The sequence below is a fragment of the Streptomyces sp. NWU339 genome, from assembly GCF_003143855.1.
In the GTDB taxonomy this organism is placed as follows: domain Bacteria; phylum Actinomycetota; class Actinomycetes; order Streptomycetales; family Streptomycetaceae; genus Streptomyces.
The window spans coordinates 122,473-134,997 of record NZ_QFRK01000012.1; the positions used below are offsets into that span (position 1 = coordinate 122,473).

13 protein-coding genes, 1 pseudogene and 1 riboswitch are annotated in these 12,525 nt (G+C 70.8%); of the genes and pseudogenes, 8 read left to right on the forward strand and 6 right to left on the reverse strand.

Features of this window, described 5'->3' with window-relative positions; all coding sequences use genetic code 11:
- Window positions 1–67: 67 nt before the first annotated feature.
- Window positions 68–262: riboswitch (SAM riboswitch) on the forward strand.
- An 18-nt stretch (window positions 263–280) separates the two neighbouring features.
- The 5 genes from thrC (at window position 281) to DIZ27_RS17250 (ending at window position 6,049) form a co-directional block, all read left to right on the forward strand.
- A complete protein-coding gene (gene thrC / locus DIZ27_RS17230) occupies window positions 281–1,585 on the forward strand; it encodes a threonine synthase (protein WP_109379300.1) in 1,305 nt (434 codons plus the stop codon).
- Window positions 1,586–1,761: 176 nt separating this feature from the next.
- Window positions 1,762–2,037 (forward strand): ubiquitin-like small modifier protein 1, encoded by a 276-nt coding sequence (locus DIZ27_RS17235; RefSeq protein ID WP_109379301.1) that lies wholly within the window; start codon window positions 1,762–1,764, stop codon window positions 2,035–2,037.
- Between the two features lie 430 nt (window positions 2,038–2,467).
- Window positions 2,468–2,671, forward strand: a complete 204-nt coding sequence (locus DIZ27_RS17240) for a cold-shock protein (protein ID WP_004986573.1) — start codon at window positions 2,468–2,470, stop codon at window positions 2,669–2,671.
- Window positions 2,672–3,007: 336 nt separating this feature from the next.
- On the forward strand, window positions 3,008–4,630 hold the full coding sequence (gene groL / locus DIZ27_RS17245) for a chaperonin GroEL (RefSeq protein ID WP_109379302.1): 1,623 nt from the start codon (window positions 3,008–3,010) through the stop codon (window positions 4,628–4,630).
- Between the two features lie 288 nt (window positions 4,631–4,918).
- Complete coding sequence (locus DIZ27_RS17250; protein ID WP_109379303.1) at window positions 4,919–6,049, forward strand: NADH:flavin oxidoreductase; 1,131 nt, start codon at window positions 4,919–4,921, stop codon at window positions 6,047–6,049.
- A gap of 17 nt (window positions 6,050–6,066) precedes the next feature.
- Here the strand turns inward: DIZ27_RS17250 and DIZ27_RS17255 are convergent, their stop codons facing one another.
- Entirely contained in the window at window positions 6,067–6,636 is a 570-nt protein-coding gene (locus tag DIZ27_RS17255) for a hypothetical protein (protein WP_109379304.1), read from the reverse strand.
- 296 nt (window positions 6,637–6,932) lie between these two features.
- On the opposite strand from DIZ27_RS17255, the gene DIZ27_RS17260 reads away from it, so the two are divergent.
- Window positions 6,933–7,460: a hypothetical protein gene (locus tag DIZ27_RS17260; protein ID WP_258308416.1), complete on the forward strand. Its 528-nt coding sequence runs from the start codon at window positions 6,933–6,935 to the stop codon at window positions 7,458–7,460.
- Here the strand turns inward: DIZ27_RS17260 and murQ are convergent.
- Together murQ and DIZ27_RS17270 are read right to left on the reverse strand one after the other, a co-directional pair.
- Window positions 7,421–8,392, reverse strand: coding sequence for an N-acetylmuramic acid 6-phosphate etherase (murQ, locus tag DIZ27_RS17265; protein ID WP_109379305.1), 972 nt, complete (start codon window positions 8,390–8,392; stop codon window positions 7,421–7,423). The two genes, DIZ27_RS17260 and murQ, sit on opposite strands and share 40 nt — an antisense overlap.
- A gap of 156 nt (window positions 8,393–8,548) precedes the next feature.
- Entirely contained in the window at window positions 8,549–9,457 is a 909-nt protein-coding gene (locus DIZ27_RS17270) for a MurR/RpiR family transcriptional regulator (protein WP_109379306.1), read from the reverse strand.
- A gap of 55 nt (window positions 9,458–9,512) precedes the next feature.
- Here DIZ27_RS17270 and DIZ27_RS17275 point away from each other — a divergent pair, with 55 nt between their 5' ends.
- Together DIZ27_RS17275 and DIZ27_RS17280 are read left to right on the forward strand one after the other, a co-directional pair.
- Complete coding sequence (locus DIZ27_RS17275; protein ID WP_109379307.1) at window positions 9,513–9,926, forward strand: hypothetical protein; 414 nt, start codon at window positions 9,513–9,515, stop codon at window positions 9,924–9,926.
- The gene (locus DIZ27_RS17280; protein WP_109379308.1) at window positions 9,923–10,216 is read left to right on the forward strand and encodes a DUF4031 domain-containing protein; all 294 of its coding nucleotides are present in this window, start codon (window positions 9,923–9,925) and stop codon (window positions 10,214–10,216) included. Before DIZ27_RS17275 ends, DIZ27_RS17280 begins: the two co-directional genes overlap by 4 nt.
- Here the strand turns inward: DIZ27_RS17280 and DIZ27_RS17285 are convergent.
- The 3 genes and pseudogenes from DIZ27_RS17285 to DIZ27_RS47125 all read right to left on the reverse strand — a co-directional run.
- Entirely contained in the window at window positions 10,198–11,271 is a 1,074-nt protein-coding gene (locus DIZ27_RS17285; RefSeq protein WP_375231979.1) for a GNAT family N-acetyltransferase, read from the reverse strand. The two genes, DIZ27_RS17280 and DIZ27_RS17285, sit on opposite strands and share 19 nt — an antisense overlap.
- Window positions 11,272–11,281: 10 nt before the next feature.
- The gene (locus tag DIZ27_RS47120) at window positions 11,282–11,944 is read right to left on the reverse strand and encodes a hypothetical protein (RefSeq protein WP_258308426.1); all 663 of its coding nucleotides are present in this window, start codon (window positions 11,942–11,944) and stop codon (window positions 11,282–11,284) included.
- Window positions 11,945–12,016: 72 nt separating this feature from the next.
- Window positions 12,017–12,451 (reverse strand): annotated as a pseudogene (locus DIZ27_RS47125) (ATP-binding protein); the annotation flags it as partial.
- Between the last annotated feature and the right edge of the window lie 74 nt (window positions 12,452–12,525).

Below are 12,525 nucleotides of genomic sequence, written 5' to 3' on the forward strand. Positions count from 1 at the left end.
GGGGGTCACGACCCTCCTTGCGTCCGCGGTGCACGATCGCACCACCGCATGACACACAACCGAATACAGCTCATCCAGAGGGGCAGAGGGACACGGCCCGATGAAGCCCCGGCAACCCTCCAGCCGGTTCTCGTGGATCACCGTCGATCGACGATCACAGCGGAACACCGAACGCTGATCGCTGATCGTCCACGCGAGGCTCCCGGCTAGGGAAGGTGCCAAATCCGTCTCACGGCGAAACACGTCGTGAGGAAGATGAGGAGAAAGGGCCTCGCCTCACATGGCTGTGCAGACTGTCGCAAGCACCACCGTATCCGCCGCCGGATCCGCCGAGCCCTCCGTCGATCTCGGTCCCGCCGCCGCGCTGTCCTGCCGCGAATGCGGCCACCGCGTCCCCCTCGGCCCCGTCTTCGCGTGCGAGGAGTGTTTCGGTCCGCTGGAGATCGCCTACGACTTCTCGGCCTACGACACCGAGGAACTCCGCCGGCGCATCGAGGCGGGCCCCGCGAACATCTGGCGCTACGCGCCCCTGCTGCCCGTCCCCGCCGACGTGGCGACCAGGCCGAACATCAACCCCGGCTGGACCCAGCTCGTCCAGGCCGACAACCTGGCCCGCGAACTCGGCGTCACCGGCGGCCTGTTCGTGAAGGACGACTCCGGCAACCCGACCCACTCCTTCAAGGACCGGGTCGTCGCCCAGGCCTTGGAGGCCGCCCGCGCCTTCGGCTTCACCACCCTGTCCTGCTCCTCCACGGGCAACCTCGCCGGTGCCGTCGGCGCCGCCGCCGCCCGCGCCGGCCTGCGCTCCTGCGTGTTCATCCCGCACGACCTGGAGCAGGGCAAGGTCGTCATGGCCGCCGTCTACGGCGGTGAACTCGTCGGCATCGAGGGCAACTACGACGACGTGAACCGCTTCTGCTCCGAGCTGATCGGCGACCCGGCCGGCGAGGGCTGGGGCTTCGTCAACGTCAACCTGCGGCCGTACTACGCCGAGGGCTCCAAGACCCTCGCGTACGAGATCTGCGAGCAGCTCGGCTGGCGGCTGCCCGACCAGATCGTCGTCCCCATAGCCTCCGGCTCGCAGCTCACGAAGATCGACAAGGGGCTGCAGGAGCTGATCCGGCTCGGCCTCGTCGAGGACAAGCCGTACAGGATCTTCGGCGCGCAGGCCGAGGGCTGCTCGCCGGTGTCGACCGCGTACAAGGCGGGCCACGACGTCGTCCGGCCGCAGAAGCCGAAGACCATCGCCAAGTCGCTCGCCATCGGCAACCCGGCCGACGGCCCGTACGTCCTGGACATCGCGCGCCGCACCGGCGGCGCGGTGGAGGACGTGACGGACGAGCAGGTCGTGGAGGCCATCCGGCTGCTCGCCCGGACCGAGGGCATCTTCGCCGAGACCGCGGGCGGTGTGACCGTCGGCGTCACGAAGAAGCTGATCGAGAACGGCGTCCTGGACCCGTCCCTGACCACCGTCGTACTCAACACCGGCGACGGTCTCAAGACGCTGGACGCGGTGGCCGACAGCGGCCTCACCGCGACCATCCGTCCCAACCTCGAGTCGTTCCGAGAGGCTGGCCTCGCCTGACCTCCTCCTCGCCGGTCCCGAGGGGGCCGGCGGGCACCCGCCGGGCGTCCTGCTGCACGGCCGGTCGTCCCCGGGACGCACCCGAGTCGAGGTCCTTCACCGGCTCCACGGGCCGAGACCGTCGGCCTGGTGACCGACACGCAAAGTATTCCCATCGTCACTGGAGGTCAAGTCGCATGAGCGTGACCGTTCGCATCCCGACCATCCTGCGCACCTACACCGGCGGCAAGGCCGAGGTGAACGCCGAGGGGGCGACCCTCGGCGACGTCATCGCCGACCTGGAGAAGAACCACACCGGGATCTCCGCCCGGGTCCTGGACGACCAGGGCAAGCTGCGCCGTTTCGTCAACGTCTACGTCAACGACGACGACGTCCGCTTCGAGCAGGGTCTGGAGACGGTGACCCCGGACGGTGCCGGTGTGTCGATCATCCCGGCCGTCGCCGGCGGCTGATCATTACCCTCGGTAATCGATATTGCCGAATGTTTACCGCGTTGCCCCCTCCGTGAGAGAAGCGGAGGGGGCAATTCCATGGGGTTGAGCGCGGTAGGGTTGGGGAACACGGTCCCGACTCCCCGTTCTGGAACCGTCAATTCCTGCCGCACGCCCGACTGGATACAGCCAAACTCTGGGCCACTTCTGCGGCATTTGCGAGCTTTGTCCGGCCTGACTTGACCTGAAATCAGGTGAATTCCCGTCATATTCCGGACCGGTGCCGTCCAGATTTCTCGTCCGATTGACCTGTTGCAGAGGGCAGTTGGACGGATACATTCGGCCGCGGTCGACGCGTTCCGGCGCACGCCCCCGATCGTCGGGGGGTGAGGTCTGACCCGGATCCGCGAAGTGTGGATCTGTGCAAGGGCCAGTAATAGGGGAGTTAGGCATGGCTCAGGGCACCGTCAAGTGGTTCAACGCGGAGAAGGGGTACGGCTTCATCGCGGTCGACGGTGGTGCGGATGTTTTCGTCCACTACAGCGCGATCCAGATGGACGGCTACCGCACCCTTGAAGAGGGTCAGCGGGTCGAGTTCGAGATCTCGCAGGGCCAGAAGGGCCCGCAGGCCGACATGGTTCGCGTCACCGCCTGAACGCGCTACCAACCGCAAGAATTTCCTGCTGGCGAAGGGTCCGCACCCCCGGGGTGCGGGCCCTTCGCCGTGCCGGGGCCCGGGTGGTGGCCGGTGCCCGGGGGTGTTCGCGCGCGGCTGACTCCTCCGGCGATCCCCCGGGGGCGCTTGCACTCGCATGGGTCGAGTGCTAATCATTGGCGTTAGCACTCTGAAGGTGAGAGTGACAACGTAAGGACCGGGTCGGTGAGGCCCGCAGGCCGGTGGGGCAAGGAACCACCGGTTCTGTGAGCCGTCCGTCGCGGGCGCGGGCGCGGTCCGAAGTAATCACCCCCAGTCCTGGAGGGACCACTTCACATGGCCAAGATCATCGCGTTCGACGAGGAGGCGCGGCGCGGCCTCGAGCGCGGCATGAACCAGCTCGCGGACGCCGTCAAGGTGACGCTCGGCCCCAAGGGCCGCAACGTCGTCCTCGAGAAGAAGTGGGGCGCTCCCACGATCACCAACGATGGTGTGTCCATCGCCAAGGAGATCGAGCTCGAGGACCCGTACGAGAAGATCGGCGCCGAGCTGGTCAAGGAAGTCGCCAAGAAGACGGACGACGTCGCCGGTGACGGTACGACCACCGCGACCGTCCTCGCCCAGGCCCTGGTCAAGGAGGGCCTGCGCAACGTAGCCGCCGGCGCCAACCCGATGGCCCTCAAGCGCGGTATCGAGAAGGCCGTCGAGGCCGTCTCCGGTGCCCTGCTGGAGCAGGCGAAGGACGTCGAGACCAAGGAGCAGATCGCCTCCACGGCCTCCATCTCCGCCGCCGACACCCAGATCGGCGAGCTCATCGCCGAGGCCATGGACAAGGTCGGCAAGGAAGGCGTCATCACCGTCGAGGAGTCCCAGACCTTCGGTCTGGAGCTGGAGCTCACCGAGGGTATGCGCTTCGACAAGGGCTACATCTCGGCGTACTTCGCCACCGACATGGAGCGTATGGAGGCGTCGCTCGACGACCCGTACATCCTGATCGCCAACTCCAAGATCGGCAATGTCAAGGACCTGCTGCCGCTCCTGGAGAAGGTCATGCAGTCGGGCAAGCCGCTGCTGATCATCGCCGAGGACGTCGAGGGCGAGGCCCTGTCGACCCTGGTCGTCAACAAGATCCGCGGCACCTTCAAGTCCGTCGCCGTCAAGGCCCCGGGCTTCGGCGACCGCCGCAAGGCCATGCTCAACGACATCGCCATCCTCACGGGCGGCGAGGTCATCTCCGAGGAGGTCGGCCTCAAGCTGGAGAACACCAGCCTCGACCTGCTCGGCAAGGCCCGCAAGGTCGTCATCACCAAGGACGAGACCACCATCGTCGACGGTGCCGGCTCCTCGGAGCAGGTCCAGGGCCGCGTGAACCAGATCCGCGCCGAGATCGAGAACAGCGACTCGGACTACGACCGCGAGAAGCTGCAGGAGCGCCTGGCGAAGCTCGCCGGCGGTGTCGCGGTCATCAAGGCCGGTGCCGCCACCGAGGTCGAGCTCAAGGAGCGCAAGCACCGCATCGAGGACGCCGTTCGCAACGCGAAGGCGGCCGTCGAGGAGGGCATCGTCGCCGGTGGTGGCGTGGCCCTGCTCCAGGCCTCCCAGGTGTTCGAGAAGCTGGAGCTCGAGGGTGACGAGGCGACCGGCGCCAACGCCGTGAAGCTCGCGCTCGAGGCCCCGCTGAAGCAGATCGCCGTCAACGCCGGCCTCGAGGGCGGCGTCGTGGTGGAGAAGGTGCGCAACCTGACCCCGGGTCACGGCCTGAACGCCGCGACCGGCGACTACGTCGACCTGGTCAAGGAAGGCATCATCGACCCGGCCAAGGTGACGCGCTCCGCGCTGCAGAACGCCGCGTCGATCGCCGCGCTGTTCCTCACCACCGAGGCCGTCATCGCCGACAAGCCGGAGAAGGCCGCCGCGGCCGCTCCGGGCGGCATGCCGGGCGGTGACATGGACTTCTGAGCCTGACTCACCTCAGGTTCGGACCCGGTCCGTCAGTACCGAGGGCGGCACCCCCTGTTTCCGACAGGGGGTGCCGCCCTCGGGCGTTTCCGGGTTTCAAAGTTTCCGGGTTTCCGTGTTCCTCGTGTGCGGGATCGGCCCGGTGCCTGAGCTTCAGTGCGGGTGTGGCCGGGGTCACAGGCGGGTGTGCCGGTGGATGGAATGCCCTTCGGGGCTTGGTGGTTGGGGGTGGAGTGCGATTGATGCACGCGCACATACCGACTGGTACATCCAACGAGGAGCCCCCCCATGACCGTCACCGCCTCCACCGCCGCCGCCCGAGCCTCGGGGATCCTGTCCCGCCCGGTCTCCATCAACGGCCTCACCGTGCCGAACCGCATCGCGATGGCGCCGATGACCCGGATGTTCTCGCCGGGCGGTGTTCCCGGTGAGGACGTGGTGTCGTACTACGCCCGGCGGGCCGCCGCCGGTGTCGGACTGATCGTCACCGAGGGCACCTACGTGGGGCACGAGTCGGCCGGGCTGAGCGACCGGGTGCCGCGGTTCCACGGCGAGGAGCAGCTGGCCGGCTGGACGAAGGTCGCCGAGGCGGTGCACGCGGCGGGCGGCACGATCGTGCCGCAGCTGTGGCACATCGGGATGGTCCGCAAGCAGGGGCAGGCGCCGTATCCGCAGGCCCCGGCGGTCGGTCCGTCCGGCGTGCGCACCGACGGCACCGAGGGCACCGGCAAGGCCATGACGCAGGCCGACATCGACGCGGTGGTCGAGGCGTTCGCGCAGGCCGCGGCGGACGCCGAGCGCATCGGCTTCGACGGCGTGGAGCTGCACGGCGCCCATGGCTACCTGATCGACCAGTTCCTGTGGGCGGGCACCAACCGCCGTACCGACGCCTACGGCGGCGACCCGGTGGCGCGGGCGAGGTTCGCGACGGAGATCGTCGCGGCGGTCCGCGAGCGGGTCTCGCCCGGGTTCCCGGTCATCTTCCGGTACTCCCAGTGGAAGCAGGACGCCTACGACTCCCGTCTCGCCGAGACCCCCGAGGAGCTGGAGGCGATCCTCGCCCCGCTCGCGGCGGCCGGTGTCGACGCCTTCCACGCCTCCACCCGCCGTTACTGGCTCCCGGAGTTCGAGGGCTCGGACCTGAACCTGGCCGGCTGGACGAAGAAGCTGACCGGCAGGCCCGCCATCACGGTCGGTTCGGTCGGCCTGAACGGGGACTTCCAGGACGCGTTCCGGGGGAAGGGCGCCGAACTGGGCAGCCTCGACAACCTGCTCGACCGGCTGGAGCGTGACGAGTTCGATCTCGTCGCCGTGGGGCGTGCGGTGCTCCAGGACCCGGACTGGGCGGCGAAGGTCCTCGGCGGACGCTTCGACGAGCTCGAGCCGTACGACGCGGCGTCGCTGCAGACACTGAGCTGAGCTGCGGGCCCCGTCGGCTACGGGCCGCCCAACGGCTCGATGTCGGCCCGGACCGGCGTCCCCCACACGCGCAGCACCTCGTAGTCGGTGAACTCGTGCACGACCCGGTACGCCATGGCGGGCCGGGGCCCGCGCCGCTGCGCCGCGATGTACAGCTCGGCCTCGCGCCGGTCCCGGCGCGGGGTGCCGCACAGCTGCCACGCCTGACCGTTCCACAGCTCCGGCAGCCAGCGCTGCTGCGGCTGGGGGCGGTCGCCGTGCATCCCGTACCGGGACGGGACGGGTTCGGTGGGCGGGTGGTGGGGCGCCGGTCCGTTGAACTCGGCGCGGCGAGCGGTCCGGCGCCGGGTCTCGCACAACAGGCACAGGTCGGGGGCGCTCTCGTCGACCGGCCCGGTCGGGTGCTCGGGGCAGCGGGTGCTGGGCGCGGCCGTCTCGACGCTCTCCTCCAGCCGGTCCAGCGCGCGTTTCAGGTCGGCCCGCACCTCGTGCAGCTTGGCGTCCGGCGTGTCGGCGGCCAGCGCCTCGCCGTGCTCGCCGAGGACGCGCAGGGCGCGGCCCAGGGCGGTGAGCTGCGCGTGGTTCATGTGCTTCGTCTCCGTGTGGGGGTGGGGCCAGTATCCCAGTGTTCACCGGGGACGGTCGCCGTCTTGCGGAGTGGTCGCTCCGGGCGTTCGCGGCCTGGACGAACCGCGGGGATGGTATGGATCCAGCCGTCCGCCGCGTACGCGTTCCGGCATCCGAGGAGCTGGGATATTGCCGGGATCCGGCATGTCGAACGCCTGTGGCCCCCGCTTACCATGCCCGAACACATCCGATGTCGGCACTGGCCGAGACGGATGTCAGGCGAGGGGAGTGGCGCGATGTTCTTGGTGGCCTGGGGGTGTTCGCGACCGCCTTCGGCTGGATCGTCGCGACGGATTTCCGGGGGGCGGCCCGCCGCTTCCACGCGATGTCCCGCGCGGCCACGCCGTTCGGCGGCGCCGGCGCGTCGGTCGTGGGCGTCGGCTTCGTGCGCGCCGTGGCGGGGGTGTTCGGCCTGATCGGTCCGTTCGTCCTGGGGGCAGGGCTCCTGGAACTGTGGCGTGGTGAGGCGGGGCTGGACGGGCTGCCCCCGGTGCCCGCCTGGTTCGTCGTGTGTCAGGCGCTGGTCGCCGGTGTCGCCTTGTGGACGATGTGGCGGCGTTCCGGCGTGCTGCGCCGTGAGTGGGACGCCGGCACCGGACTGCGGCGTGCTGCCGTCGCCGTTCTCACGGCGTCGCTCGTCGCGTTCGTCGTGACGCTGGGCCTCGGCCAGGGCGGATGGGCGGTGGTGAGCTGGCTGGTCGGCGGCCTGTGCGGCCTCACCCTGCTCCCGGGCGGCCGAACCGATCAGCCTTCCGCCGCCGGTCCGGCCTCCGCGGATTCCTGACCGCCCGCCTTCGCCAGCGCCGCGCGCAGGTGACCGTTCGCCTCGGTCAGCAGGCGGGCGGCCGTCGGGCCGTCCACGTCGGCGAGCAGGACCAGGATGGCGTGCTTGACCTCGCCGTCCGTGGCGGCCAGGGCGCGTTCGATGTCGGCGTCCGCCGCGCCGGTGGCGAGGGCGACGATGCGGCGGGAGCGGGCGCGCAGCTTCTCGTTGGAGGCGCGGACGTCGACCATCAGGTTCCCGTACGTCTTGCCCAGTCGGATCATCGTGATCGTCGAGACCATGTTCAGGACGAGTTTCTGGGCGGTGCCGGCCTTGAGGCGGGTGGAGCCGGTGAGGAGTTCCGGGCCGACGACCACCTCGACGCCGTGCTCGGCCGCCGCGGCGAGCGGGCTGCCCGGGTTGCAGGCGAGGCCCACGGTCAGCGCGCCCCGCGCGCGGGCGTGGGTGACGGCGCCGACGGCGTACGGGGTGCGCCCGGAGGCGGAGACGCCGACCACCGAGTCGTCGGGGGTCAGCCCCAGCGCGGCCAGGTCGGACGCGGCCAGCTCCGCCGAGTCCTCGGCGCCCTCGACCGAGGTCACCACGGCGCCGGGGCCGCCCGCGATCAGGCCGACGACCCTGGCGGGGTCGGTGTTGAAGGTCGGCGGGCACTCGGAGGCGTCCAGGATGCCGAGCCGACCGGCGGTGCCCGCGCCCGCGTAGACCAGCCGGCCGCCCCGGGCCATCCGGTCGGCGATGGCGTCGATCGCGGCGGCGATCCGCGGCAGCTGCTCGGCCACGGCACCGGCCACGGTGGCGTCCTCGCCGTTCATCAGCCGGGCGATGTCGAGGGTGGGCAGCCGGTCGACGTCCGCCAGCTCTGGACGGAACGCCTCGGTGGTCAGAGTCTCCAACTCGGCGCGGAGACCACGGGGTTCGGACGTGTGGGTCATGGAACGGTTCTCTCCGGTGGTCTGTGTCCGGTGGTCTGTGTCCGGTGGTCTGTGTCCGGTGGTCTGTGTGCGGTGTCCGTGTCCGGTGTCTCCGGCCGGTGCCGGAACCGTGGTGGGGCGTGCTCGGCCCCGCCGTGTCCCCCGAGCCCCCGTCCGCTACCGCGGACCGCTCCGGTGCCGGTGGGCCAGGGCCTCGTACGACGCGGACAGAGCCGGGGCCGCCGACTCGTAGGTGCGCTGGGCGATGCCGACGAACAGGCAGTCCACCACCAGGAGTTGACTGGTCCGGGACGACATCGCGGCCGGGCGCAGTTCGCTCTCGCGGGCCGTGGACGTGGTCAGTACGTGGTCGGCGTACTGGGTGACGGGACCGTTCGGGCGGCCGGTCACCGCGATCGTCGTCGCCCCGCGCTCGAAGGCCACCCGCAGCGGTTCGATGACGTCCCCCGTCGACCCGGAGTGCGTGATCGCGACGGCCACGTCACCGGCGCGCAGCTGCACCGCGTTGGTGACGGCGAGGTGTGGGTCGCCGGGGGCGTGGGCTATCAGGCCTATGCGCAGCAGCTTCTGGGTGAGGTCCTGGGCGACCAGGCCGGAGGCGCCGATGCCGTACACGTCCGTCCGGCGGGCGCCGGCCAGCGCCGCGACGGCCGCGCCGAGCTGGACGGTGTCCAGTCCGGCCGCGGTGTCGGCGAGGGTCTGCTGTTCGTCGTAGGCGAGCTTGGCGACGACGTCGGCGATGGGGTCGTCCACCGCGATGTCGGTCGTGATGGAGGGCGCGCGGCCGGACTGCTGCTGGGCGGCGAGCCCGGCGAGGGCGAGCCGCAGGTCGCGGTAGCCGGGGTAGCCGAGCAGGCGGGCGGTGCGGACGACGGTGGCCTCGCTGGTGCCGGTGAGCTCGGCGAGGCCGGTGACCGTGAGGGCCGCGCAGCCGGCCGGGTCGCCCGCGACGGCCTCGGCGACCCGTTGCATGGAACGGGTCATCGAGGGAGCCAGCGTGCGCACCTTGGCCGCGAGGGCGGCGGGGGCGGGCGGAGCGAAAATTTCCTTCACGTCCTGGGTCACCCTTGAAAGATATTTTCGTTTCGGTGGTGCGGTCAAGGGTGCGCACAATGGGGGCATGGCCTCCCATGACGATCCCGGCGATCCCGACGACACCCCCGTCGGCCCTGTCAGCTCCCTGGAGCAGGCGTTGCACGCGGCCCGCGCGCTCGTGCTCGCGGACCTGGTCGCGCAGGAGGTCGCCGAGGCGGACGTCGTCTCGCTCGTCGAGGAGTCCGTCGCGCACCGACGCTGGTGGGTCGAGCAGTGGCCGGAGGGCGCCGGGTTCGTCGCCGGTCTGGTCGCCCAGGACGTGCAGGACGCCCTGCTGGAGCGGTACGGCCGCTGGCCGCTGTGCCCGGTGTGCGGCTCCGGCGACCCGCACGCGCTGGAGGTGGAGCCGGAACTCGGCCCCGATCCGCACTGGGTGTGCCACCTGGCGGGCGTGAAGGTCGCGGCGGTCGGCTCGCTGGGCGGGGCGGCCTCGACGTGACCCTGTACATCGACCCGCCCACCTGGCCGGGACACGGCCGACTCTGGTCCCACCTGGTCAGCGACGTCTCCTACGACGAACTGCACGCCTTCGCCGCCGCCCTCGGCGTCCCCCGCCGCGCCTTCGAACGCGACCACTACGACATCCCCCAGCACCGGTACCCGGACGTCGTGCTCGCCGGGGCGGTGGAGGTCAGCAGCCGTGAGGTGGTGCGGCTGCTGTACGGGGCGGGGCTGCGGGTGCGCAAGAGCACGGTGCGTGACGGCGCGGTTCAGCGGCGGATTTCGTAGACGTACTCGCCCGCGTACTCGCCCGCGTTCTCGGTGACCCGGGTGAATCCGGCGCGGGTGACGACGTTCTGCGAGGGCACGTTGGCGCGGTCGATGACGGCGGTGACGGTCCGTGCACCGTCCTGCGCGAGCGCCCACGCCGACAGCGCGCGCAGCGCCTCGGTGGCGTAGCCGTGGCCGCGGGCGCCCTCGACGAGGTCGTAGCCGATCTCCACGCGGCCGTCCCCGTCCGGAGCACGGTGGAACCCCATGGCGCCCAGCGCGAGGTCGTCCTCCCGCCGGACCAGCACGTACATGGTCCACTCCGGGTGGAAGGTCCCTTCCTCGTACTGCTTGACCATCAACCCGGCACCGACCCGGGTCCCGTCGGCGGGAGCGGAGCCGACCCACTCGTAGCCGCCGTCACCGCCCGTACTCAGGTCGGCGACGGTCGCGGGCGTGACGCCCTCCAGGTCGAGCCGCTCGCTGCGGAGCACCGGATTGTTGCTCCAGCGCCACTGGCCGACGGGCTCGCGCCCCGGCAGGTCGCCGCGGCCGGTCGCCCACAGCAGGGTCTGCCAGGGGGTGGGTCCCGGGCGGACGTGGGGGAAGATCCGAGTGAGGACGAACGAGGCAAGTTCGGTGGGTGGTTCGTACCGTACGCCCAGACCTTCGGTGATGTCGTGGGTGTGCAGCAGCACCTCGGCCACGCCCATCGCGGCGAAGCCCTCGCGGTTCGCGTGCCGGAAGGGGTACGGGTGGAAGGCGCGGACCGCGCGTGGGGTGGTGCGGATCGCGGCGGCGAGCAGGGTGCCGGTCGTTCCGATCACGGTCAGGAGACCGGCGTTGTCGGTGCCGTCGTCCGGAGTGATCTCGAAGGGCACGTACGCGTCCTGCGCCCGGCCGGCCAACTGGCCGGCGTACGCGATGAGGTCGGAGGCGATGTGCACCGCCGTCGCACGGCAGTCCCACTCCAGTCGCCCGGCCCGTACCCCCTCCCACTCCCGGACCGCTGCCAGCGCCGCCACGCAGTCCGCGACGGCTTCCTCCACCTGTTCCGCTCCCGAGGCACGCATGCGGGGCAGGCTATGAGGGCGGCGGTGCCGGGGTCGACAGCATTTCCAGCTCGCCGCCGATGTTGTATCGGGCGGTGGCCTCCCAGTGCTCCTGCCCGTAAGAGGTGCGGAACAGGCGGGGAAGAGCCAGGAGTTGACGCAGTACGGCGGCCCGGCCCTCGCGGAAGGCGTCGCCCGGCACGAAGTGGTATTCCGCGCGGACGGCGGCGGTGTAGACGGCGTACGCCGACGGGGGCGAGGCGAGGATCGCCAGGTCGGCGTCGCACAGCACCTGACCGTCCCGGTCGTCATCGGCCGGGTCGTGCGTGACGGTGAGCCGCACCAGCCGCGCCACCTCGGCGACCTTCGCCTCCGGAACCCCGGCCTCGGGCAGTGCCCGCTCGGCGAGCCGGGCCGACCGCTCCTCGTTCTCGGAGCGGTCGGGCAGATACACGGCGTCGTGGAACCAGGCCGCGAGCCGCACGACGTCCGGGTCGTCCGCGTACGCCTCCAGCTCGTCGACGTGATCGAGTACGGCGGTGAGGTGGGCGAGCGTGTGGTAGTGCCGCTGCGGCTCCTGCCAGCGGGCGAGCAGGTTGTCGGCGTAGGGCGCCGGATCGGGCCCGCCCCCGGAACCCCGAGCCCCCTCCAGAGCACGGGCGAAACGGGCGCGCAGGACGTCGGTGTCGGCCATACGGCCATTCTTCCCGACCTCACGGATCGCGGGAACTTTGCCACAGAGCTCCAGCTCGGCCCGTACCGTTTTGCCCGGTCCTCCTTCTTTGCGTGGCTCGACGGACAGCCGGCTCGTCAGGCAGGACACCAGCCAGAGACCGCGGCCCTCCTCCGCCTCAGGATCCTGAGGAGCGCAGGGCCGGGCCGGGAGGAAGCCGTCGTCTCGAGTGTCGGTGACCTCGACGCGAACGAGATCACGCGCGGCGGCCAGTGTCAGGCTCAGACGGAAGTCGCGGCCGGAGACGCGGCCGTGGGTCACCGCGTTGGCGCTGAGCTCGGCCACGACGAGCGTCACGGTCTCGTTCACCTCGGACTCGTACGGGAAGCCCCAGGCATCCAGGCGGTGGGAAGCGAGCCGACGGGCCAGACGGGCGCCTCGCGGGGTGGAGGTGAAGCACATAGAGAACTCTTCGGCGTGTGCGGAGGATTGGCCGGTGCGCTCGATGGGGGGAGTTTCTGTCGTCATGGAAGTGAGCGTGCCGCTGTGTGCATACCGTGACCAGCAACGAATCCCTTACACAGCGTTGCTGTAGGGATGCC

Excerpts from the sequence above, each read along its gene's own strand:
- DIZ27_RS17250 (WP_109379303.1), top strand. The coding sequence starts at position 4,919 with ATGACCGTCACCGCCTCCACCGCCGCCGCCCGAGCCTCGGGGATCCTG.
- DIZ27_RS17275 (WP_109379307.1), top strand. The coding sequence starts at position 9,513 with ATGGCCTCCCATGACGATCCCGGCGATCCCGACGACACCCCCGTCGGC.
- thrC (WP_109379300.1), top strand. The coding sequence starts at position 281 with ATGGCTGTGCAGACTGTCGCAAGCACCACCGTATCCGCCGCCGGATCC.
- DIZ27_RS17255 (WP_109379304.1), bottom strand. The coding sequence starts at position 6,636 with ATGAACCACGCGCAGCTCACCGCCCTGGGCCGCGCCCTGCGCGTCCTC.
- DIZ27_RS17235 (WP_109379301.1), top strand. The coding sequence starts at position 1,762 with ATGAGCGTGACCGTTCGCATCCCGACCATCCTGCGCACCTACACCGGC.
- murQ (WP_109379305.1), bottom strand. The coding sequence starts at position 8,392 with ATGACCCACACGTCCGAACCCCGTGGTCTCCGCGCCGAGTTGGAGACT.
- DIZ27_RS17240 (WP_004986573.1), top strand. The coding sequence starts at position 2,468 with ATGGCTCAGGGCACCGTCAAGTGGTTCAACGCGGAGAAGGGGTACGGC.
- DIZ27_RS47120 (WP_258308426.1), bottom strand. The coding sequence starts at position 11,944 with ATGGCCGACACCGACGTCCTGCGCGCCCGTTTCGCCCGTGCTCTGGAG.
- DIZ27_RS17285 (WP_375231979.1), bottom strand. The coding sequence starts at position 11,271 with ATGCGTGCCTCGGGAGCGGAACAGGTGGAGGAAGCCGTCGCGGACTGC.
- groL (WP_109379302.1), top strand. The coding sequence starts at position 3,008 with ATGGCCAAGATCATCGCGTTCGACGAGGAGGCGCGGCGCGGCCTCGAG.